This is a genomic window from Halomonas sp. hl-4 (genome assembly GCF_900215475.1).
In the GTDB taxonomy this organism is placed as follows: Bacteria; Pseudomonadota; Gammaproteobacteria; order Pseudomonadales; family Halomonadaceae; genus Vreelandella.
Window position 1 is genome coordinate 2003387 of the sequence record NZ_LT907845.1, and the last position, 23054, is coordinate 2026440.

Genomic DNA, 23054 nt, shown 5'->3' on the forward strand with positions numbered 1-23054 from the left:
TTTTTTGTACACCTCAGTTTTGGCCTAAAAGCACGCTACGTTCAAGGGCAAACGAGCGTTTTATTTTAATTTTGTCTTATACATTAGTCGCACGACCGTTTTAAATCATTGTTTTAGGCTTTTTCGGGTATTTTCTGCCCACCCTTGACCTTTGTGTAACCCATAGGTTTTAAACTATCTGAACTATTACAGACAGCGAGCCAGGGAGCGCACAATGAAAGTTAGCGAGTTGGCAAAACGCGGCGGCGTGACCCCCGAAACGGTGCGCCATTACACCCGGGAGCAGCTACTTGCGCCCACACGACACCCAGATAACGGCTACCAGCTCTACTCCGCGACCGACCTTGAACGGCTGCAGTTTATTCAAAGGGCACGCAAGCTCGGATTCAGCGTGGCCGAGATTCGCGACATTCTCGCCCATGCCGACCAGGGCGACTCCCCCTGCCCGCTAGTACGCGACCTGCTGGCCAACCGGCTGCCGCAAATCCGCGCGCAGATCCAGGAGCTCGAGGCGCTTGCCCAACGTATGGAGCAAGCCTTAGAAAGCTGGCAACACATGCCCGACGGCACGCCGGACGGCCACAGCCTGTGTCGCTTGATCGAGAGCTTTCCTGAGAAGCAGGAGGCCAAATGAGCCAGCACACCCTGACGCGCACGGTGCCTGGCATGAGCTGCCAACGTTGCGTGACGCGCATGCGCGAGGCGATTCATCAGCAAGACAGCAAAGCAGGCGTGGTCGGCATGCCTGGGGAAAAGCGCCTGGAAGTGACGACCACAATGGACGACGCCACTCTCGACCAAGCACTTGAAAGCGTGGGCTACCCACCTGACAAGCGCTCCCACGACACCACCCCGCCTGAAGACAAACGCGACAAAGCAACTGGCTCGACGTCAGCGAAAAGCCCCTCCCAAGGCAGCCGAAAAAAGATCCGCCTGGCGATCAGCGGAATGACCTGCGCCAGCTGCGTGAAAAGCGTTCAGAAAGCCCTAGAGCGTACTGAAGGCGTTGAGACAGCAAGCGTTAATTTTGGCACGCATACCGCTCAAATTTTTGGCGATGCCGACCAGCACGCCTTAATAGCGGCTGTGGAATCGGTGGGCTACGGGGCCGAGCCGATTGTCGATATGCGCGAAGCGGAAAGAACGCGCGCCCAACAGGAAGCCCACGACTACACAAAACGCTTGAAAGGCAGCGCCTGGTCGCTGGCACTTGCCGTTCCGCTGATGCTCAGCATGTTCGTCTATCACCCACACCCGATGGGCACAGGGCGGCTATTCTGGCTGGTGGTCGGGCTTCTGACGCTGGCCATTCTGGTGTTCCCTGGCCGCCATTTTTTTGTCAACGCCTGGAAAAACCTCAGGCACCATCAAGCCAATATGGACACCCTGGTGGCCATGGGTACCGGCACCGCCTGGCTCTACTCGATGGTGGTCGTAGCCTTCGCTCCCTGGTTACCAGAGGTCGCCCACGGTATCTATTTTGAAGCCTCGGCCATGGTGATCGGCCTGATCCTGCTGGGTAACGCCATGGAACTTAAAGCGCGCGGACGCACCAGCGATGCGCTAAAGCGACTGCTGGACCTGCAAAGTCGCACCGCCCGGGTGATTCGCGACGGCGCAGAACATGAGGTAGATGTTGACGCCGTGCGCGAGGGCGACCACATCCGCGTGCGTCCCGGCGAGCGCTTACCGGTGGATGGTGAGGTCATCGAAGGCGCAAGCCACATCGATGAATCCATGCTCACCGGCGAACCCGAGCCCATCAAGAAGGGCCAGGGCGATGAGGTCAGCGCGGGCACGGTCAACGGCAAAGGTGGGCTGGTTTACCAAGCGACCCGCGTAGGGGCTGACACCCGCCTGGGGCAGATCACCGAACAGGTGGCCAGCGCGCAAAATTCGCGCCCGCCGATTGGCGAACTGGCCGATAAAGTCTCCAGCATTTTTGTCCCCTCGGTGATGATTATCGCCGTACTCACGGCCCTGGTATGGTTCAATGTCGGCGCCGAGCCGCGGGTCATTCACATGCTGGTGACAGCCACCACCGTACTGATTATCGCCTGCCCCTGCGCGCTGGGGCTGGCCACGCCGATTTCCACCATGATTGGCGTCGGCAAGGCCGCCGAACACGGCGTTCTGGTGAGAAACGGCGAGGCGCTGCAAACCGCCAGCAAGTTGACCACGCTGGTAGTGGACAAGACCGGTACGCTTACCGAAGGCAAGCCCCGGGTGACCGAGGCCGAGGTGCTGGGCGACGATACGTCCACGGCACTGGGCTATATCGCGGCGCTGGAGCGCGGCTCGGAGCACCCGCTTGCCGCGGCGCTGTTGGCCTATGCCGACGAACATGGCGCTGATCCTGCCGAGATCCGTGACTTCGACAGCGTCACTGGGGGCGGGGTGAAGGCACAAACCGCCGACGGACAGTCACTGTTGCTGGGCAACGCGCGCCTGATGGAAAACGCCGGTATCGACCTCTCAGTGAGCCAGGACGCCGCCCGGGCGCTTGAAGAGAAAGCCCGCACGCTGGTGTATTTTGCTCTAGGCGGGCGATTAAAAGCATTGTTTGGCATCAGCGACCCGCTGCGCGACGATGCCGCTGCCGCCGTTAAACGGCTGAAAGAAGACGGTTTGACCGTGATCATGCTGACCGGCGACAACCCCCACACGGCCGCCGCTATTGCCCGCCAAGTGGGCATTGACGATTACCGCGCCGGGCTGCTGCCCGAGGACAAACACGCCGATATCGAGCGGCGCCAAAAGGCAGGTGAAGTGGTGGGTATGGTCGGCGACGGGATTAACGACGCCCCGGCGCTGGCCCGCGCCCATGTGGGATTCGCAATTGGCCAGGGCACCGATGTGGCGATTGAAAGCGCGGGCATGACGCTGATGCGGGGGTCGCTGCATGGCGTGGCCGACGCCATCGAAATCAGCCGGGCCACGCTGCGCAACATCAAGCAAAACCTGATCGGCGCCTTTGGCTACAACGTGCTGTGCATTCCCATCGCCGCCGGGGTGCTCTACCCCCTCACCGGCACGCTGCTCTCGCCGATGATTGCGGGGGCGGCCATGTCGCTTTCCTCCATCACCGTGGTCAGCAACGCCAACCGCCTACGGTTGTGGAAAGCAAGCGACATCCCATCCAAAGGAGGCACATCATGAGCCTACTGGTCAATCTCGCCGGGCTCGGCCTGATCGCCGCCATTGTGTGGTGGTTCTGGCTGGCTTAGCCAAGGCCTAGCTGACGCCGATATAGCGGCCGGGCTTATGGTTCAGGGCGATGATTAAATTCAGGGTCAGCGCACCCAACACCGAGAAGCCCACTCGGTCGAGCGGTAGCTGGGTGAGCGCCACCAGCAGGATCAGCCCGTCGATACCCAGTTGCACATAGCCTGCACGCAGGCCGTGCTTCTCTTGGAGGTAAAGGGCCAGGATATTGATGCCGCCGAGGCTGGTGCGGTGGCGAAACAGCATCAGCATGCCGATGCCCATCAGAGCCCCGCCCATTAGCGCGGCATAGAGCGACGGCACGGCGGCAAACTCAACCCACCCCTGAGTCAGCTCCGAAAACAGCGACACCAGGCCAATCGCCGCGAAGGTACGCAGAGCAAAACTCCAGCCCATGCGCTTAATCGCTAAATAGTAAAACGGCAGGTTAATGGCAAAGAACCACACACCAAACCCCCAGCCTGTCATATAGTTCAGCAGTAGCGCCAAGCCTGCTGTGCTGCCGGTTAACAGCACCGCATGGGTATAAAAGGTTACCCCGAGCGCCACAAAAAACGTGCCCAGCAACATCGCCATGACATCCTCATAGGGCTTATGAGGGTCTGTGGGAAGATCTTCCATGCGCATGGCAGCGTCCTTACTTGAAGTATCAGGGGTATAAAGTGCTGCGTTTATAATGGATTGGCGTGCTCGACCATCAACTGCAACGATTCACGGCCGCGCCAGCGGTTGCGATTAAGCTTATAGGCGCAATGGAGCGTATCGCCAACGCTGAATGAGGGCAGCTCGCCAGGCGTCAGCGCACGAAACCAGATAGCTTTGCAGGTTACCGGCCCCATGGACAGCTCCATCATCAGGTGCGCGCCTTCCGCGCCGACGGGGCGCAGCGCTTCAACAATAAATCGCCCCTCAAATAGCGGTGGGTCAAACTCACGGCCATAGGGGCCCAAGGCATCAATATCCTCAAGCGTTGCCAAGCATAGCTGTGCGGTGGATAGTTCGCCGTCGGTCCAAAGGCGCGGATAGAGCACTCGCCCTTCCAACTGCTCGCCTACCGCCTGTAGAAAAGCCGCCTTAAAGACGCCTAGCTGCTCACGGGGCACGCCCACGCCTGCCGCCCCACCATGGCCGCCAAAGCGCGGCAGTGCCTCGGGGGCGAGCTCAAAGGTCCGCTGTAATGCGTCACGCAGATGCAGCCCGTCAATCGAACGGCCGGAGCCCGTCAGCATGTTGGGGGCCGCTGCCTGGGTAAGCACCAGGGCAGGACGCCCATAGGCCTGCACCAAGCGCGAGGCAACAATGCCCTGTACGCCGGGATGGCCATCCTCCAGTAGCACGACCACGGCAGGCTCTTCAGCTTCCAGGGCACTGGCCGCTAGATGGCGCGCCTCCTCCGTCATATCGGCTTCAATGGCTTTGCGCGACTGGTTATCCTGGTCGAGCACTTCCAACTGTCGATTGGCAACGCCGTCGTTCTCGGCCAGCATAAAGTGTAGCGCTGCGTAGGGGTCGTCCAGCCGCGACCGGGCGTTGATACGCGGCCCCATCTGAAACGCTAACGTCTCAGCGTTAAACGGCACGCTATCAGCGCCCAGGCGTGTGGCCATCGCCCGCCAGCAGGCAGCATCCATTCGGTTGATGAGCGTTAAGCCGTGATTGACCACCGCCCGGTTCGCAGGACTGCCCCCGAGCGAGACACAATCCGCTACCGTTCCCAACGCCACGTAGGAAAGCCAAGGCGAAAGCTTGGGCGTCGACTCCGACAGCGCGCCCCACTCGATCAGCACACCGCGAGCAAGTGACATGAGCAACCACGCCACCATGCAGCCGGCGATGGTTTTATCGGGGTAGTCGCAGTCGTTACGAGTTGGGTTAACGCAGGCGTAGGCGGAAGACGGCGGGCCTTCCATCGGCAATGCGTGGTGGTCACTGACCACCACATCAATGCCCGCAGCTTTTAAGCGCGCGATACGCGGCTCGTCGCTGCTGCCACAGTCGGCGGTAATCACCAGGGTGGGAAACGGCTTAAGCGCCAGCGCGCGTTCCACCAGTGGCAAGCTGATGCCGTAGCCGTCGTGAATGCGGTGGCCAATCAGGCTGTGCAGTTTATATTCCGGCACGCCAAATAGCTCCACCAACGTCCGGCGGATGACCACGTGGGAGGTGATGCCGTCCACGTCGTAATCGGTCAAAATGCCGATCGACTCGCCCTCAGACACTGCCTGGGCAATTCGCTCGGCGGCGCGCTGACCGTCAGTTAGCTTTTGCGGATGCGCCAGATAGCGCAGGCTTGGCGTTACCAGCGGTGCCAACTCGCCTTGATAGCCAGACAGCCGGGAGGCCAGCAGGCGCGCCTGAAGCTCATTTAAACCTTCCGCCTGGGCGCGCGCATAAACGGCCTCGTCGAGTGGACGAGGTTCCAGCCGGGGCTGGCTTGCGTGTTGTAGCATCGTCGCACGCGCGGTCTGTTGGGGCACATCTGTCACGTCGGACATACGCCCTAGCGCCGGTTGTCAGCGACGAACTGCTGCACCGCACTCAGTTCGGCGGGCAGCACCGTATAGCGCTCTTCACGCTCCAGCAGGTCGTCCATATGGGTCGGCAACGGCACTCCCTGGAACCCGGCCTTCACCACCGCTTCGGCAAACTTGGCGGGGTGAGCCGTGGCTAGCGTAATCACCGGTGTGGTTTGGTCGGCCCGGGCACGCTCGGCGGCGCGATAGCCAGTGGCCGTGTGCGGGTCGAGCATTTCCCCGGTGCGGTGGTGGGCTTCACGGATGACTTCCAGAATCGTCGCGTCGTCCACGCTGTAGCTTGCAAACTTTTCACGCAGTTTGGCAAGCGGCGCATCGGCCAGCGCCGTTGGCTCTTGTTGGAAGCGCTCCAGCAACGCCGCCACGGCCGCACCGTCTTGATCGTAGGCATCAAACAGCAGACGCTCGAAGTTCGACGACACCACGATGTCCATAGACGGCGCGAGCGTCGCCGCCAGCTCTTTCTTGGAGAAATCGTTGGCGGCAAGCGTGCGGTGCAAAATATCGTTGGCGTTAGTGGCAATAATGAACTGCTTGACCGGCAAACCCATTTTATACGCCATATAGCCCGCAAACACGTTTCCGAAGTTTGCTGACGGTACGCAGAAGCTTACCTCGCGATGCGGCGCGCCTAGCGCAACACCTGAGGCGATGTAGTAAACGATCTGCGCCATAATGCGCGCCCAGTTGATCGAGTTCACCGCCACCAGCCGCGTGCCTTTCAAGAAGTCTTGATTGGCGAAGCTCGCCTTGACCATCGCCTGGGCATCGTCAAAATTGCCTTCAATAGCAATGTTAAACACGTTGTTCGCCAGCACCGAGGTCATTTGCCGGCGCTGTACTTCCGAGACCCGGTTGTGCGGGTGCAGGATAAAGATATCCAGGTTGTCGCAGTGGCGACAGCCCTCGATGGCCGCTGAGCCGGTATCGCCGGAGGTCGCGCCCATGATCACCGCGCGCTCCCCGCGCTTTTTCAGGAAGTGATCGAGCAAGCGGCCTAACAGCTGGAGTGCGACATCCTTGAACGCCAAGGTGGGGCCGTGGAACTGCTCGAGCAGAAAATGGTTGGCATCCAGCTGCTTGAGCGGTAGCACTGCGTCGTGATTAAACGTCGCGTAGGCCTCCGTGACGATTTGATGGAAAGTGTCGTCGTCGATCTCACCGTTCACAAACGGCTTCATGACACGAAAGGCAATCTCCGCGTAGGAGAGCCCGGCCATGCTGGCCAGGTCTTCCTGCGAGAACGACGGCAGCGTTTCCGGCACGTAAAGCCCGCCGTCGCTGGCCATACCGGTCAACACTACCTCTTCAAAGGAGAGCGCGGGTGCTTGCCCGCGCGTGCTGATATAGCGCATGTGGTGAGTTACTCCCCTTCGTCCAGGCTTTCCACGCGAATGCGCGTTACTGGGCCTGCGATATCCGCCATGGCTTCGATTTCACGGATGGCTTCGTTCATCTGCTTCTCTTTGGTGCGGTGAGTCAGCAGAATAATCGGCACCAATTCGCCTTCGGTGGCCTCTTTCTGGATCAGCGCTTCGATAGAGATGCCCTGCTCGGCCAGGATAGTCGCCACCCGTGCCAGTACCCCGGGGCGGTCTACTGCCAACAGACGCAGATAATAAGCGGTAATAATATCTTCCATCGGCATGATGGGCAGTTGACTGACATCTTCGTCGATGCCGCTAAACGCCAGGTAGGGAACCCGGTAATGGTGGTCGGTGGAGATATCCCGCGCCACATCGAGTAGGTCGGCGACCACGGCCGAGGCCGTCGGCTCTGCGCCTGCGCCTGCGCCGTAGTAAAGCGTCGGCCCAACGGCGTCGCCCATCACCGCGATGGCATTCTTTACGCCATGAACGTTGGCCAGCAGGCGCTCTTTGGGGATCAGCGTGGGGTGAACCCGCAACTCAAGGCCATTCTCAGTGCGCTTGGAGATTCCCAGGTGCTTGATGACATAGCCCAGGTTATCGGCCTGCTCAACGTCTTCGGCGGTAATCCGCGAAATGCCCTCAGTGAAGGCTTTCTCGAACTGCAGGGGCACGCCATAGGCAATTGAGGCCAGAATAGTCAGCTTATGGGCGGCATCGATACCTTCAACGTCAAAGGTCGGGTCGGATTCGGCGTAGCCCAGCGCCTGAGCTTCTGCGAGCACGTCTTCAAAGGCGCGGCCTTCATCGCGCATATGGGTAAGGATATAGTTGCCGGTGCCGTTGATGATGCCCGCCACCCACTCGATACGGTTGGCTCCAAGGCCCTCGCGCAGCGACTTGATCACCGGAATACCACCGGCGACGGCGGCTTCAAACGCCACGATCACGCCTTTTTCGTGGGCCGCCTTGAAGATTTCGTTGCCGTGAACGGCGATCAGCGCTTTATTGGCCGTGACCACGTGCTTGCCGTTTTCAATCGCGGTAAGTACCAGTTCGCGGGCAATGTCGTAACCACCAATCAGTTCAACCAAGACATCCACATTAGGGTTAGTGGCCACTTCAAATACATCCGATGTGGCATTAATACCGGTAATGTCGCAATCGGGGTGAATACTGCGGTGGGCCACCTGCTCAATCACAATCGGGCGGCCTGCACGACGTGCAATATCGTCAGCGTTGCGCGTCAGCACGTTGAACGTACCGCCACCGACGGTACCCAGCCCACAAATGCCTACTCTTACCGGTTTCAAAATACTTCCCCTTTTATGTTGTGCACCCGTCGGTGCAGTGTCTCAGCGTGATGTTATTGGATCAATTAGCTTAGTCGTCATCCAGTTCCAGCATTTCCATCATGCGATCCGGCGGCACAAAGCCCGGCACCATTTGCCCATCGGGCAGAATAATGGCCGGCGTTCCTTCTACGCCAAGTGCGCGGCCCATCTCGTACTGCTCCGCCACTGGATTATCACAGCTGGCCGAGTTGGACAGAGTTTCGCCTTTCTTGGCCCGCGACATGGCTTCGCTGGGGTTATCGGCACACCAGACCTGCTGGAGCGTTCTCCCCGCGTTGGCGTTTACGCCACTACGTGGGAATGCCAAATAGTGTACTGCGATGCCACGTTCGTTGAGCTCCGGAACGGTCTCGTGCAAGCGTACGCAGTAAGGGCAGCTTGGGTCGGTAAATACCACGACCGTTGCTTTGGGCGTTTCTTCACCACGAAATACCACCCGATCACTTTCCGGTATTGCCGCAATGGCCTCAGCGCGTTCCTGATTGCGCGACTGCTCGGTCAGGTTGACTAACCCACTATCGGCGTTTTCATACAGATCGCCGACCAAAAAATGACTGCCGTCGGCATTGGAGTAAAACGTTTCGCCATTTTCCAGCCGAACATGATAAATGCCTTCCATCGGCGTTTCACGCACCTCGTCGACCGGCATTTCCTCACCGTTAACCCGCAACGAGTCTCGGAGCTCATCGGTGACGCTATCCGCCTGCACTGCCATGGGCAACAACGCACCGGCCAGTAGCCAGCCCATCAGCATACGCGGCTTGCTCAGTGACGTCGTTTTTTCTATACCTCGGCGCATCATTCATTCAACCTCTTGGGTGATGTTCGGCATGTAGACTCTCCAGGCGGGCCTGGGCCACATGCGTGTAAATTTGCGTGGTGGATAGATCACTGTGACCTAACAACAGCTGTACGACTCGTAAATTCGCCCCATGATTCAATAAATGCGTCGCAAACGCATGGCGAAGCGTATGTGGCGACAGTGGGCGCGTTATGCCTGCCGTGATGGCGTGGGCCTTAACGCGGTGCCAAAAGGTTTGTCGCGTCATCGATTTATCGCCCCGCCCTGGAAACAAGGCCGGCCGAGTTGGGTCCTGCATCAACATCGGCCGAGCTGTCTTCATATAGTGGGCCAGCCAATCGACAGCTTCCTCGCCCATCGGCACCAGGCGATCCTTGTCGCCTTTACCACGCACCCGGACCACGCCCTGGCGCAAATTAACCGCGTCTCCGGTAAGCCCCACCAGTTCGGATACCCGTAACCCGCAGGCGTAGAGCAGTTCTAGCATTGTACGATCGCGCACCCCAAGTGGAGTATCCAGCGATGGGGCCTGAAGCAATCGCTCCACCTCGTCTTCTTCCAGCGTGTTGGGCAAGCCTGGCTGCACACGCGGCAGTCGCACATCAGCGAGCGGGTCACTGGCGACATGCCCCTGCATTCGTGCCCAGCGGTAAAAACTGCGCAGGCTCGACAACAACCGGGCATTGCTACGTACCTGATAGCCTGCTTCACGGCGGCTCGTAAACCATGCATCCAGCCGAGCGGGCGAAGGCGATAACAATGACTCGCCCTGTTCTTCCAGGTGCTGCTGCCAGGCGTTCAAGTCGCGTCGATAAGCCGCTAGCGTATGCTCACTGGCCCCACGCTCCAGCCACAGGGCATCCAAAAAAGCATCAATGACACGCATACGCAAGCCGCCCGTTAGGATTCACCATCTGATAGATAAACAAAACCCCGCCCCGCAGAGCGGTGACGGGGTTTCGCTACCCAGGCGCAAGCGCCTGTGGAAAGGCTCGCCTTAGGCCAGCTTTTCCTTGATACGCGCCGATTTACCGCTACGCTCGCGCAGGTAGTAGAGCTTAGCTTGACGCACGTCACCGCGACGCTTGACTTCGATAGAGTCAACCAGTGGGCTGTAAGTCTGGAAGGTACGCTCAACGCCTACACCGTGAGAAATTTTACGTACGGTGAATGCGGAGTTCAGGCCACGATTACGCTTACCGATGACAACACCTTCAAACGCCTGCAAACGCTCGCGGCTGCCTTCCTTAACTTTTACCTGAACGACAATGGTGTCGCCCGGTGCAAAGCTCGGCACCTCTTTGGACATTTGCTCGCTTTCGAGCGCCTGGATCACTTTGTTTTTACTGCTCATCATCATGCTCCTAAATAACGTGGTGGCGAAACCGCTCAGTTATGGAAGGCGGTCGCCGTGATCCCGGCACTCAAAACGAGCGGCGCGGGAGTCGTTATGGGTGACACAGGTGCGAAGGCTAGCTATCTATACATTGGCTAACTACCCGATCCGCCCTGCACCGCCGCTCTGGCCTACTTAGTTTTCGTGGACAGAGCGTATTCCTCGATAAACTCATTCAGCAGCTGTTGCTGCTCGGCCTTTAGCGTGCGCCCTGCCAATAAGTCCGGGCGACGCTGCCAAGTACGGCCCAACGATTGCTTCAACCGCCAGCGCTTGATAGCAGCATGGTTACCGCTAAGCAGCACATCCGGCACCTGGCGCCCGTCGATAACCTCAGGACGGGTGTAGTGCGGGCAGTCTAACAAACCGTCGTTAAACGAGTCTTCGATGGCGGAGTCCTGATGCCCTAATACCCCGGGAACCAGCCTTGCCGCCGCGTCAATCAACACCATAGCTGGCAGCTCACCGCCGCTTAGCACATAGTCGCCAATTGACCATTCTTCATCGATGTCACTTTCCACCACCCGCTCATCAATGCCTTCATAACGCCCCGCTACCACCACTAGAGGGCCTTTAGAAGCCAGTGATTTCACGCCCTGTTGATCCAGCTTGCGCCCTTGGGGCGACAAATAGATCACCGTAGGCGTTTGGCCGGTCGCGTCATGTGCCTGCTGTCGGGCATCATGAATCGCAGCGCGCAGCGTGTCGACCTTCATCAACATGCCGGGGCCACCGCCATAAGGGCGGTCGTCTACGCTGCGATGGCGGTCGGTGGCGTAATCGCGAGGATTCCAGAACGCCAGTGCAATGCGCCGTTTTTCAATCGCTCGACCCACCACCCCTTGCTGGGTAAGGGCATCGAACATCTCTGGAAACAGCGATACCACACCAATCCACATCGCGGGGTGGGCGCTTTCGCTTCCACTATCCGGCACGTCTTCACCGTTCAAAATTCAGGGTCCCAGTCAACGACCATACGGCCATCTTCAAGGCTGATTTCAACAATGACGTCGTCCGGCAGAAACGGCAGCAGTCGCTCGCGCTTGTCGATCGACTCGACATCGCCATGCACCACCATGACATCGTTGGCGCCGGTTTCGAACAGGTAACTGACCCGCCCTAACCGTTCGCCGGCCTGAGTGAATACCGTCAGGCCTTCAAGCTCATACCAATAGTACTCATCGTCGGAAAGCTCAGGAAGGGCAGCTTTGGGCATTAGTATGTCCGCTTGGGCCAATGCTTCAGCCGCACTACGGTCATCAACCCCTTTAAGCTGTACCACAAGGCCTTTACCTTGCCGACGGCCCTGAACAATGGCCATTTGCGTCAGGCTTTCACCTTGGCGCACCCACCATTCGGGGTATTCCAGAATGCTGTCCATGGGGCTGGTATAGGAATATACCTTCAGCCAGCCTTTCACCCCGTGAGGGCTTGTCAGCTTGCCTAGCACCACGTGTGTGTCGTCAGTTTGGCTTGTTTCAAAACGCGTCATCGACGACCCCAACGTACAACAGCACTTGCCACATCGCGTTCAGGCTTAGGCCTGTTTACGCGCTTCTTTTACCAGCTCAGCAACGCGACCCGACAGCTGGGCACCCTGGCTCTGCCAGTGTACGACGCGGTCCAGATCAACGCGCAGACGCTCTTCCTGACCACGGGCAACCGGGTTGAAGAAACCGATACGCTCAATGAAACGACCATCGCGGGCGTTGCGTGAGTCGGTCACGGTCAGGTGGTAAAAGGGACGCTTTTTGGCGCCACCACGTGCCAAACGAATGGTAACCATACGATAACTATCCTTCGGTTGAGGTTACGAGAGTGGGGTTAGCGGTTTCGCTACCGGAGACACTCTTCATACTATATAAAGGCCTCCATGCTAGGCATTTGACGCTTTGAAGCCAACACCCACGCACGAAGAGGCCGCATTCTACGCAAATGCGCGCGGCTTGGAAAGCCTGGCCGCCAGAAAACTGTCAGGCCGTCAAGCTCGCCAAACGTCGGCGATGCCGTTCAGCGCCAGGGCATGCCACCGGGGCCGCCCATGCCACCCATACCGCCTGGGCCACCCGGGCCGCCGGGACCACCACCGCCGCCCATCATACCGGACATGCCGCGCATCATTTTTTGCATACCGCCTTTCTTACCGGCTTTCTTCATCATTTTTTGCATCTGCTTATGCTGCTTGAGCAGACGATTGAGGTCCGGCACTTGTAAGCCAGCGCCAGCAGCAATACGCCGCTTGCGCGAACCGTTGATGATCTCGGGCTTATGGCGTTCTTTGGGGGTCATGGAGTTGATCAGCGCTTCGAGCTTGCCGAGTTCTTTCTCTGGACCAGGTCCTTGGGCCATATCTGCCATTTGGCCCATCCCCGGCAGCTTACCGAGCAGGCCTCCCATGCCACCCATTTTCTTGAGCTGTTGGAGCTGCTCACGAAAGTCCTCTAAATCAAAGCCGTCGCCTTTTTTGACCTTCTTGGCCAACTTGTCAGCTTTGGATTTATCAACCGTGCGCTCGGCTTCCTCGATCAGCGAGAGCATGTCGCCCATGCCCAGAATCCGCGAGGCAACCCGGTCAGGGTGGAAGGGCTCAAGGGCATCCACCTTCTCACCCACGCCCATGAACTTGATCGGCTTACCGGTGATATGGCGCACGGACAGCGCAGCACCACCACGCGCATCGCCGTCGGCCTTGGTTAAAATAACCCCGGTCAGCGGCAGCGCATCGTGGAAAGCCTTGGCCGTATTGACGGCATCCTGGCCGGTCATGGCATCAACGACAAACAGCGTTTCGTCGGGAGATACGGCTTTGTGAAGCGCCTGAATTTCCGCCATCATGGCTTCGTCGATCGCCAGACGGCCGGCAGTATCGATCAAGACGACGTCGTGGAACTGAATCTTGGCGTGCTTGATCGCCGCTTCAGCAATCGCTACCGGCGCCTGGTCAGAGCGGGAAGGGAAGAAGTCGACCTCCACCTCTTTAGCCAGCGTTTCCAGCTGGTCAATCGCGGCGGGGCGATAAACATCCGCTGACACCACCAAGACCTTTTTCTTTTCGCGTTCACGCAGGTAACGGGCCAGCTTGGCCACCGAGGTGGTTTTACCCGCCCCCTGCAAGCCTGCCATCAGCACTACGGCCGGGGAGCTCTTTAACGCCAGCCCCTCGTTGGCCTCGCCCATGGTGGCTTCCAGCTCTTGCTGGACAATTTTGACGAACTGCTGGCCGGGCGAGAGGCTTTTTGAAACCTCCTGCCCCACGGCCCGTTCGCGCACCCGCTCGATAAAGTCTTTGACCACGGGGAGCGCCACGTCTGCTTCGAGCAGCGCGCGGCGGACTTCGCGTAGCGTATCTTTAACGTTGTCTTCGGTTAGGCGTGCCTGACCTTTGATCGATTTTAACGTCTGGGAAAGACGTTCACTGAGATTCGAAAACATGGGGCCTCTCTGCCTCCGTCGCTGTCGCCGGGCGTAACCGCCCCTGGACTAATGTGGGGAAGATTATACGCGCTCGCCGCGTGAGTCTCCATGGGGCTCAACGTGTAGATGACTGTGCGTCACTGTAAGGATTCGTTATAGTAGTGGCTTATCAATTCGTTTTATTTCATTACGACGCGCTGCAAGGCGCACGGATAGCATCATGCAGGCGCTCCCTTTCGCCACTATCGCCTTTGTTCTATACGTCGCCGCCGCCATTTGGCAGGGGATGACTCTGTTCCGGCGTGTGCCGCCCCGCCAAGGCATGGTGCGCATTGTCGCCGCCCTGGGTCTGCTGCTGCATATCCCGGTGGTCGTAACGCTGGTCGGCCAAACGCCCGGCCTGCTACCGGGCTTTGCCACCAGCGCCACGCTGCTCATGGCCGTCGCCGTCAATGTGGTATTGATCGCCAGCCTGTTCAAGCCGGTGCTGAACGCGGGGATCGCGCTATTCCCGCTTGCCGGGATTGCCTTGATCACGGCTACATGGCTGCCCAGCCAGGGCGGTCACGGCGGGCTGACGCCGGGTATTCTGATGCACGCGATCAGCTCGGCGCTGGCTTTTGCAGTCCTCGCCATTGCCGCCGTTCAGGCGGTGCTGGTAGGCCTGCAGAATCAGGCGCTCCGCCACCACCATATTCGCGGCATTGTTCAATCACTTCCTCCGCTCACCACAATGGAACGGGTGCTCTTCGAGCTCGTGTGGGCCGGCATTGTATTACTGACGTTATCTATTATCAGCGGTCTGCTGTTTTTAGATAACTTTTTTGCCCAGCATTTGGCCCACAAAACCGTGCTTTCGCTGCTGGCCTGGGTGATTTTCACCACCCTACTGATTGGCCGTTACCGCTTTGGCTGGCGCGGCATGCGCGCGGTACGCTGGACTCTCGGCGGCTGTGCACTGCTGATACTGGCCTATTTTGGCAGCAAATTCGTGCTTGAAGTGGTGCTTAACCGCTAACCTTAAAGGCACTCGTTATGTTGACACCTCTGCGGCAACCTCTTACAAATCGGCTTAATACGCCATAAAGGAATTTCTGACTTGAGTGACGACTTCCCACTGGGATTACTCTTCGGCTTGCTGGCCCTGCTAATTGCCCTCTCCGCTTTTTTCTCAAGCTCTGAAACTGGCATGATGTCGATTAATCGCTATCGGCTCAGCCACAATGCCAATAGCGGTGACCGACGCGCCAAACGTGTGTTTCGCCTGTTAACCAGACCCGACCGGCTGATCGGCGTGATCCTGATCGGCAACAATCTGGTGAACAACTTGGCGGCCGCCATCGCCACCTTGATTGCCGTACACTATTTTGGCGACGTGTCCGGCCCGGCAATTGCCACGCTCGTGCTTACCATCGTGGTACTGATTTTTGGCGAAGTCACCCCCAAAACCTACGCGGCGGTTAAGCCAGAGAACATCGCCTACCCTGCCTCCATCGTGCTGGAGCCGTTACTTAAGCTACTTTACCCGCTGGTATGGCTAGTTAACGCGCTGTCCAATGGCTTGCTGCGACTGATCGGTGTTAAAAGTGTCGAGAAAGGCGGCGATAACCTTACGCGGGATGAGCTGCGCACTGTGGTACACGAAGCTGGCACGCTAATCCCCTACCGTCACCGCGCCATGCTGTTATCGATTCTCGATTTAGAAAACGTCACCGTGAACGACATTATGGTGCCTCGCCATGAAGTGCTGGGCATCGACCTGGATAACTCGCTGGAGGAGATCCTGGCGCAAATCCGAACCAGCCAGCATACGCGCCTGCCGGTCTATAAAGGCGACATCAATAACATTATCGGCATGCTACATCTACGTAATGCGGCGCGCTTTTTGTCCCGCGAGGAAGTGACCAAAGCAGCGATTGTGCAGGAAGCCCGCGAGCCCTACTTCATCCCGGAATCCACGCCGCTTCACACCCAACTACTCAATTTTCAGAAACAAAAGCGCCGCATTGGCATTGTGGTCGACGAGTATGGAGACGTCGAAGGTCTGGTCACCCTGGAGGATATTCTGGAAGAGATTGTCGGGGAATTTACTACCGACGTATCGGAAGACGACGAGATTCACCAGCAAGACGATGGCAGTCACGTCATCGAAGGGACCGCGACCATTCGTGACATCAATAAAATGCTTGGCTGGCAGTTACCCACTGACGGCCCCAAAACCCTTAACGGGTTAATTCTGGAGCATTTAGAAGGGTTTCCTGAAGGTCCGGCTTGCTTGCAGATAGGTGCAACGCGGATGGAAATTCTGGCAATTCGTGAGAATCTTATCACCTCAGCACGCTGCTGGAAGGCCCCGCGTGCCGGATTAAGTCATTAGCGCGGCGTGATGTCCTGGTCTGCATCGGCTTTAAGCCGCCTCACCTGCTGTTCAAGATAGCAGCGAAGCGTTAAACCATCCGTTTCCCTAGGGTCGATAGGATCGCCAAAGTGCAGACTCACCGGCGCTCGGAAGCGCCTAGGCCATTTCTTAAGCGCTTTGCCGTCATAGTGGGAGGTCCACGACCCCCAAAGCCCCGCAAGCGCGGCAGGCACCACCGGCACGCAATCCCGCATCACAATCGACTCCAGCCCACGACGGAAGGTATGAATGTCACCGTCAGGCGTTAGCCGCCCTTCGGGGAATACCATTACGACTTCACCCTGACGCAACGCTAGACTCACCTCTTCCAAGGCGCGACGTAATGCGCCTGGGCTGCGCCGCTCCGATTCAATGGGGATAGCGCCGACCAGCTGAAACCACCATTTTAACCACGGAGAATCAAAGATCGGCTGGTCCATTACAAAACGCAATGGACGTGGGCTACCGCCGCCCAGCACCAACGCATCCATAAAGCTAACATGGTTACATACCACCAGCGCCGGCCCCTGCTTAGGAATATGGTAGCGACCACGAACGCGCAGGCGATAGCACAGCCGCATGGCGACAAAGATTAGGCCACGCAGCAGGTGACGCACTGGCTTAACCCATCCCATTACTCGCCTTGCCCTCGGTGGCGCAGTCCTGCCAGAACGGTGCTCATAAGCTGATCGAGCAACTCATCCACTTTAAGCTGTTGGCCCTGCCAGTAACCGAGGCGCTCATTGAGCCCTAGTTGGACGAGGCCATGCACACTGCCCCACAGGGTACGTCCCAATCGCCTTGCCTCAGCATCCCCCAGTGCAGGTTGGTAATGCTTAAGCGAGGTCTCTACCTGGGTAAATAAGGCTTCGATCAATTGGCTCTGCCGCTGATCCAACTCGCCTTCTTTTGCCAACGGGTGATCAAACAGAAGATGCCAGCGGTAACAATCTTGTTCGGCAAATCGCCAATAGGCATTGGCCAGCGCCCGCAGCCAGGGCTCAGGCTCATCGGATGCCAAGCTGGAAATGGTGTGCTGTAAACGCGCCAATGTTTCGACGTTGACGTACTGCAATAGCGTATTAAAGCTGCCGTATAGTTTTAGCAGGGTACTGGGTGCGCAGCCGACTTCTCTAGCCAAAGCACGCAGCGATAGGCCATGAATGGGCTTTTGAGCTAGCCATTCATCGCAAGCGTGCATAACCTGCGCGTGTAGGGCATCGGGCGCGTGCTGTCTTGGGCGGGCCATGGCGATCTCTTAAGGTGAACGGCAAACAGGAAGAATGCCTCATCGCGCTTTAGCGTGAGCAAGGGATACTATAGGATACCCCACATCGAACACTGTTTTCGACTCTAAACCTCGACATTTCATGCTTGATGCCCTCTAAACGGGCACAAACAACGCATTAGCGTAATAGGAGATCTGCATGGCCGGGCGTTTACACGTGCAGCAACTGCCTCTTGCCCGCCTACTCCCACACCTAAAGATGACCGAGCGGTTGATTGAGTCACCCAATCTGGCCCCGCGACAGCCGGTGTCGGCTATCCGTGCGGTTGAGGGACAACCCTGTTTACAGTCGTTATTTTGGGGGTTAACCCCGCCCTGGCTAAAAGTATTGGATAATGCGCCCCACTGCGCCCGGGCGGAAACCTTAAGCCAACGCGGCATGTTCCAGGAAGCCTATCGCTCGCGTCGCTGCCTGATGCCCGTAAGTGGCTTTTATATTTGGAAGCGCCTAGCCCGCGCCAAGCAACCCTATTTAGTCACGCAGGTAGAGCGTGGCCCGCTGTTACTGGCGGGCCTGTGGTGTCGCTATCACACCACGTTAACTCAATACACCGACTCCACCGCCTTAATTACCGTACCGGCTAATGCCTGCTTATCTCCCTTGACTGACCGGTTGCCAGCGGTGATCAATGCCCAAGATGCAGATGAGTGGTTAAACCCCGACACTGATCACACCTGCCTTACGCGGTTATTAATGCCCGCGCCGCTGGAACTGTTGGGCGCTTTTCCGGTATCAAAGCAGATTAACTTTCCCACCTACCAGTCCCCGGCCTGCGCGCACCCCGTTGGGCCGATGATACGCTGGACCACGCCATAGGAGCTTACATGCGGCAACTTATTGGTTTACAACGCTGTTTACTGTGGAAAATGGCCTTGCCTGGGGGTGCCCTAATGGGCATTACAATGGGCAGTTTGTGGCTGGCACCCGCGGCATTGGCAGCCAACGAAGACGACATCAAAGACGTTATCACGCCCCACGTCAGCCCCTATGATGAACGCGACTACCGCGTGCTTGAGCTGGAAAACGGCTTGAACGTCCTGTTGGTCAGCGACCCCGAAGCCGATAAAGCGGCCGCGTCAATGAACGTCCGGGTTGGCAGCGCCCAAGACCCCGATGACCTACAGGGGCTCGCCCATTTCCTTGAACATATGCTGTTTTTGGGCACCGAGGCTTATCCCGAGGCAGACGCCTACCAGAGCTATCTGTCACGTAACGCAGGCTCGCATAACGCGTTCACTGCACCCCACGACACCAACTACTTTTTCAATATTGAGCCTTCAGCCCTGGAAGGTGCACTTGATCGGTTCAGCGCCTTTTTTGTCTCCCCGCTGTTCAACGCCGACCAGCTTGAAAGCGAGCGCAACGTGGTGCATTCCGAGTACGTATCACGGCGGCGGGATGAAGGACGGCGCGAAAACGAAGTGCTGAATCAGTTTCTCAACCCAGACAACCCCACCACCCAGTTTGCCGTGGGTAACCGCAAGACGCTGGCCAATCCGCCAGAAGGGGAAGCCTCCCTTCGTGAGCGGGTAATGGCGTTTTACCAGCATCATTACGATGCCAACGTGATGAACCTAGCGGTGGTTGCTCCCCAGTCGCTGGACACGCTGGAAAGCTGGGTCGTCGAGCGTTTTGCCGAGATACCCGATAACGACCGGGAAGCGCCTACCATCGACACACCGTTGGTCGCAAGCGATACGCTCCCTCGTTATGCGGAGCGTCAGTCGATTGAAGACCGCCGTCAGCTACGCTTTTACTTTTCTATTCCCGACCCCACAGAGGCCTATCGCCAGAAACCCACCCAACTGGTTTCCCATTTACTGGGCGATGAAGGCGATGGCAGCCTGCTCTCCGTGCTCAAGGACGCAGGCCTAGCCGATGCACTGTCAACGGGGCTCAGTCGCGCCGATGGGCAGCACGCGCTTTTGACGGTCTCCATCAGCCTTACCGACGAAGGCGCGCAGCGCCTGGACGATATCGAAGCCACACTGTTTAGCGCTATCGAGCGTATCCGTCAGGGCGGACTAGATGAATGGCGCTACGATGAGCAAGCCGACCTTAACGAACAAGCCTTCCGCTTTCAGCAACCCGGCGAACCTCAGCAAGAGGCCACCCGGCTATCCATGAACCTGTCGCGCTACCCGGTGGAAGACGTCCAGTATGCCGCGTATCGGATGGATGAGTTCGAAGCCGAGCAGCATCAACGCTACCTCGATGCACTCACCCCAGACAATATGCTGCGTATTTACTCAGCACCCGACATCGAAAGCGATAAGGTCACGCCCTGGTTCGACACCGAATGGCGCGAACAAACGCCTAGCCAAAGCGGACAAGCTTTAAGTGGGTTAGCGCTACCGGCACCTAATCCGTTTATCGCCAGCGACCTTAGCCTGCTGGACGGCCAGGACGAACGCCCCAGCACGCTAATTGACACGCCGTCATTTACGGCCTGGCATATGCAAGACGCCCAGTTCAACACCCCAAAAGTGGAGTGGCGATTGAGCTTACAGCACCCAAGCGCCAGCTATTCCGCTGAAGAAGCGGTGCTTACCCGGCTGCTCGCCAACTGGCTCAACGATAGCCTTAATGAATCGCTCTACCCTGCCTGGCTGGCGGGCCAGTCGTTTAGCGCCTATGCCCACTCACGAGGCATGACGCTATCATTTTCCGGCTGGCGGGATGGTCAAACACCACTGATTGAGCAAGCGCTTAACCAACTCAGCGAGGCTGATATTGGCCAGCGCGATTTCGAACGGGTGCGCGAGCAACTCCAGCGCGAGTGGCGTAACGCCCCACAAGCTTCCTTATACGCCCAGGCAAGCGGAACGCTGGGTGAGGCATTGCTGGCGCCTCAATGGTCTACCCAAGCACTGCTGGAGGCCAGCCAGCGCCTCGAGCGTGGTCACTTGGTCGACTTCCGTCGTCGCTTCCTTTCAGACCTGTACGTGGATGCTATGGCAGTGGGTAACCTAGGACCTGAACTTGCCAAAGAGCAGGCTAACCTGATGCGTGGCAAGCTCACCCCCCGGCTTACACGTGACGATATTCGCAATCTCACCCCGCTCTCGGTCGATAGCGACGACGTGGTGCTGCACCCTGATAGCCAACGCGATGAATCCATCGTACTGCGCTACCTTCAAGGTCGTGATCAAACGCTACGCGAACAAGCGGCCACTCAGGTTCTCGCACAGTGGCTGGAAACGCCTTTCTATCAGCGCTTAAGAACTGAAGAACAGCTCGGCTACGTGGTGAATGCCGGTTACTCGCCGCTGCTGGATGCCCCAGGTGTCGCCATGGTCGTGCAGTCGCCCGACGCCGATAGCGAGACGATTGCCGAGCGCATGGACGCGTTTCTGGAGGAGGCCGACGAGCGACTGGAGAACCTGGACGACGATGAGCTGGATGCCTACCGCCAAGCGGTAAACAGCCGCTTGCGCCAGCGCGATACGCGCCTGGGGGAGATGGCTAACCGCTATTGGCAGGCAACCGCTCGTGAGGAGGTTCGCTTTGACCGGCGTGAACAGCTCGCCGAACTGGCCCTTGAAGTGACATTAGACGACCTTCAAGCCCTGTGGCCCGCCCTGCGTGAACGCCAACTGGACGTGCGCTTTAACCCCGGTGATGAGCCGAGCAGGGTGTCGAATATGCGCCAACAGCTCTCACCGCTACCCGAAAAGGCGAGCGACTAACCTTATCGCCTAACGCTGCCTGCTCAGGCCTCAAATGCCTGGGCAGGCAGCATGGCCTCAACGTACAGCACTAATTCTTCTAACACTTGACGCTGGTGATCGGTCAGCGTCTGCTGGTTGTAGTGTTCGATCTCCCGGGCAAAGGCTTTCAATGTAAAGCCTGACAGGGTGGCATCGTTCATACGCATCCAACGAAACGCCTCCCACTGCTCAAGCTCGTCACCTTCTAACGTTTCCGGATAGCTACGCGCGCGGAAGCGAAACAGCATATCTTCAAGGCGCGGATCCTGAAAAGCGAATCGCTCACCCACCAGATCCCAAGGGTCCATGGCCCGCACCCGCTCCATTTGCTTGCGATCGGCCGCAGAGAAAAACGCCCCACCGTAAAGCATCAGGTCAGGGTCCTGCGGCGCATCGTCGTAGCCTGCACTGAACACTTCAGCGACTTTTTGAGTCACCTCCGTTGCGTCACGGAGCATTTTCCAGTGGCGGCGACAAGCGTCCATATCCAGCCCTAAACGCGCCACAATGTCTCCGTATTCGCCTTTCTTTGGACCATCGACGTCTTTTAGCGCGGTCGTCGGAAAGACAACCGGACAGCGGTTGATATGAATCACCTTGAGCGGAATGCGCGTTTCGCCTTCCGCTAGGTCTTGCTGACTGACAAATACCCGCTCACGGATTTGCGCGGCCGACATGGCTAATAAATCCCCCGGGTCCACGCTTAGGTCATACACGATCACCCCGTTGGGGTTGCTCGGATGCTCGGCCAACGGCATCACTAGTGCACTGCAACCGCGGCTTGCCGGGTAACGGCGTGAGATATGCAAAATAGGTTTGGCGCTGGGCAAGTCCAACTGTTTAGCGACCGCCCGCTTGCCGCGCAGCCCCAATAAATAATCAAACAGCTTGGCATTACGTGACTTGAGCAGCCGCGCCAGCGCAATGGTGGCTCGCACGTCGGCGACTGCGTCGTGAGCACCTTCGTGGGCGATACCATTGGCTGCCGTTAGATCTTCAAGCTTAAAGCTCGGCGCGCCATCATCGCGCAGCGGCCACTCAATTCCCTCAGGCCGCAGAGCATAAAACGCCCTAACCACATCAATAAGATCCCAGCGCGAGTTGCCGTTTTGCCACTCCCGCGCGTAGGGGTCGAGTAGATTGCGGTAGAACAGATGGCGCGAGACTTCGTCATCGAAGCGTAGGCTGTTATAGCCCACCACACAGGTGCCCGGCTCGCTCATATGGCGTTGCACTTCGCCAGCGAACTGGGCTTCTGGCAAGCCATGGCGCTGAGCTTTTTGCGGCGTGATCCCGGTAATTAAGCAGGCGGCGGGGTGGGGAAGGTAATCATCAGCGGGCCGGCAGAACAGCTCGATAGGCTCGCCGATTTCGTTTAACGCCGCATCAGTACGCAAGGCAGCGAACTGAGCAGGCCGATCACGACGCGGATCGGCCCCAAAGGTTTCGTAGTCATGCCATAAAAAGCTGGCGGGGGCAGCAGTGGGTGACGCCATGAACAAGCACTCCGCTGGGCATTGAAAAGCCCAAGCCTAGCATATTCACCCTAGACCCCGCCGCGACT

20 protein-coding genes are annotated in these 23054 nt (G+C 58.2%); 6 read left to right on the forward strand and 14 right to left on the reverse strand.

All coding sequences use genetic code 11. The features are described 5' to 3' along the window. Positions 1-214 precede the first annotated feature (214 nt). Complete coding sequence (locus CPH17_RS09545) at positions 215-634, forward strand: MerR family transcriptional regulator (protein WP_074397525.1); 420 nt, start codon at positions 215-217, stop codon at positions 632-634. After that, on the forward strand, positions 631-3159 hold the full coding sequence (locus tag CPH17_RS09550) for a heavy metal translocating P-type ATPase (protein ID WP_074397526.1): 2529 nt from the start codon (positions 631-633) through the stop codon (positions 3157-3159). Before CPH17_RS09545 ends, CPH17_RS09550 begins: the two co-directional genes overlap by 4 nt. A gap of 75 nt (positions 3160-3234) precedes the next feature. On the opposite strand, the gene CPH17_RS09555 is transcribed toward CPH17_RS09550, so the two are convergent. From CPH17_RS09555 to ffh, 11 genes are all read right to left on the reverse strand, one after another. After that, positions 3235-3852, reverse strand: coding sequence for a YitT family protein (locus tag CPH17_RS09555; protein ID WP_074397527.1), 618 nt, complete (start codon positions 3850-3852; stop codon positions 3235-3237). 44 nt (positions 3853-3896) lie between these two features. Then, positions 3897-5675 (reverse strand): single-stranded-DNA-specific exonuclease RecJ, encoded by a 1779-nt coding sequence (locus CPH17_RS09560; protein WP_096300933.1) that lies wholly within the window; start codon positions 5673-5675, stop codon positions 3897-3899. A gap of 50 nt (positions 5676-5725) precedes the next feature. After that, on the reverse strand, positions 5726-7114 hold the full coding sequence (gene thrC, locus CPH17_RS09565; RefSeq protein WP_096299304.1) for a threonine synthase: 1389 nt from the start codon (positions 7112-7114) through the stop codon (positions 5726-5728). A gap of 8 nt (positions 7115-7122) precedes the next feature. After that, on the reverse strand, positions 7123-8439 hold the full coding sequence (locus CPH17_RS09570; protein WP_074397529.1) for a homoserine dehydrogenase: 1317 nt from the start codon (positions 8437-8439) through the stop codon (positions 7123-7125). A gap of 70 nt (positions 8440-8509) precedes the next feature. After that, positions 8510-9283: a DsbC family protein gene (locus tag CPH17_RS09575; RefSeq protein WP_096299307.1), complete on the reverse strand. Its 774-nt coding sequence runs from the start codon at positions 9281-9283 to the stop codon at positions 8510-8512. A gap of 4 nt (positions 9284-9287) precedes the next feature. Continuing rightward, positions 9288-10169 (reverse strand): site-specific tyrosine recombinase XerD, encoded by an 882-nt coding sequence (xerD, locus tag CPH17_RS09580; protein ID WP_074397530.1) that lies wholly within the window; start codon positions 10167-10169, stop codon positions 9288-9290. 111 nt (positions 10170-10280) lie between these two features. Then, positions 10281-10637 carry a 50S ribosomal protein L19 gene (gene rplS / locus CPH17_RS09585; RefSeq protein WP_074397531.1) on the reverse strand — a complete coding sequence of 119 codons (357 nt, stop codon included), beginning with the start codon at positions 10635-10637 and terminating at the stop codon, positions 10281-10283. 173 nt (positions 10638-10810) lie between these two features. Next, a complete protein-coding gene (gene trmD, locus CPH17_RS09590; protein ID WP_074398564.1) occupies positions 10811-11578 on the reverse strand; it encodes a tRNA (guanosine(37)-N1)-methyltransferase TrmD in 768 nt (255 codons plus the stop codon). A gap of 47 nt (positions 11579-11625) precedes the next feature. Further along, a complete protein-coding gene (gene rimM / locus CPH17_RS09595) occupies positions 11626-12171 on the reverse strand; it encodes a ribosome maturation factor RimM (RefSeq protein ID WP_074397532.1) in 546 nt (181 codons plus the stop codon). Between the two features lie 45 nt (positions 12172-12216). Continuing rightward, positions 12217-12465 (reverse strand): 30S ribosomal protein S16, encoded by a 249-nt coding sequence (rpsP, locus tag CPH17_RS09600; protein ID WP_007111767.1) that lies wholly within the window; start codon positions 12463-12465, stop codon positions 12217-12219. A 224-nt stretch (positions 12466-12689) separates the two neighbouring features. Next, on the reverse strand, positions 12690-14111 hold the full coding sequence (ffh, locus tag CPH17_RS09605; RefSeq protein ID WP_074397533.1) for a signal recognition particle protein: 1422 nt from the start codon (positions 14109-14111) through the stop codon (positions 12690-12692). A 202-nt stretch (positions 14112-14313) separates the two neighbouring features. Here ffh and CPH17_RS09610 point away from each other — a divergent pair, with 202 nt between their 5' ends. Both CPH17_RS09610 and CPH17_RS09615 read left to right on the forward strand, forming a co-directional pair. Then, positions 14314-15111, forward strand: coding sequence for a cytochrome C assembly family protein (locus CPH17_RS09610; RefSeq protein WP_027337750.1), 798 nt, complete (start codon positions 14314-14316; stop codon positions 15109-15111). Positions 15112-15192: 81 nt separating this feature from the next. Continuing rightward, on the forward strand, positions 15193-16470 hold the full coding sequence (locus CPH17_RS09615; RefSeq protein WP_074397534.1) for an HlyC/CorC family transporter: 1278 nt from the start codon (positions 15193-15195) through the stop codon (positions 16468-16470). Here CPH17_RS09615 and CPH17_RS09620 read toward each other — a convergent pair. Together CPH17_RS09620 and CPH17_RS09625 are read right to left on the reverse strand one after the other, a co-directional pair. Beyond that, positions 16467-17126, reverse strand: a complete 660-nt coding sequence (locus CPH17_RS09620) for a 1-acyl-sn-glycerol-3-phosphate acyltransferase (protein ID WP_074397535.1) — start codon at positions 17124-17126, stop codon at positions 16467-16469. The two genes, CPH17_RS09615 and CPH17_RS09620, sit on opposite strands and share 4 nt — an antisense overlap. Continuing rightward, complete coding sequence (locus CPH17_RS09625) at positions 17126-17740, reverse strand: TetR/AcrR family transcriptional regulator (protein WP_074397536.1); 615 nt, start codon at positions 17738-17740, stop codon at positions 17126-17128. The genes CPH17_RS09620 and CPH17_RS09625 overlap by 1 nt, the downstream gene beginning before the upstream one ends. Before the next feature lie 178 nt (positions 17741-17918). Here CPH17_RS09625 and CPH17_RS09630 point away from each other — a divergent pair, with 178 nt between their 5' ends. Together CPH17_RS09630 and CPH17_RS09635 are read left to right on the forward strand one after the other, a co-directional pair. Beyond that, entirely contained in the window at positions 17919-18596 is a 678-nt protein-coding gene (locus CPH17_RS09630; RefSeq protein ID WP_074397537.1) for an SOS response-associated peptidase, read from the forward strand. An 86-nt stretch (positions 18597-18682) separates the two neighbouring features. Continuing rightward, a complete protein-coding gene (locus tag CPH17_RS09635) occupies positions 18683-21469 on the forward strand; it encodes an insulinase family protein (protein WP_231896564.1) in 2787 nt (928 codons plus the stop codon). A 23-nt stretch (positions 21470-21492) separates the two neighbouring features. On the opposite strand, the gene sbcB is transcribed toward CPH17_RS09635, so the two are convergent. After that, on the reverse strand, positions 21493-22986 hold the full coding sequence (gene sbcB, locus CPH17_RS09640; RefSeq protein ID WP_074397538.1) for an exodeoxyribonuclease I: 1494 nt from the start codon (positions 22984-22986) through the stop codon (positions 21493-21495). Between the last annotated feature and the right edge of the window lie 68 nt (positions 22987-23054).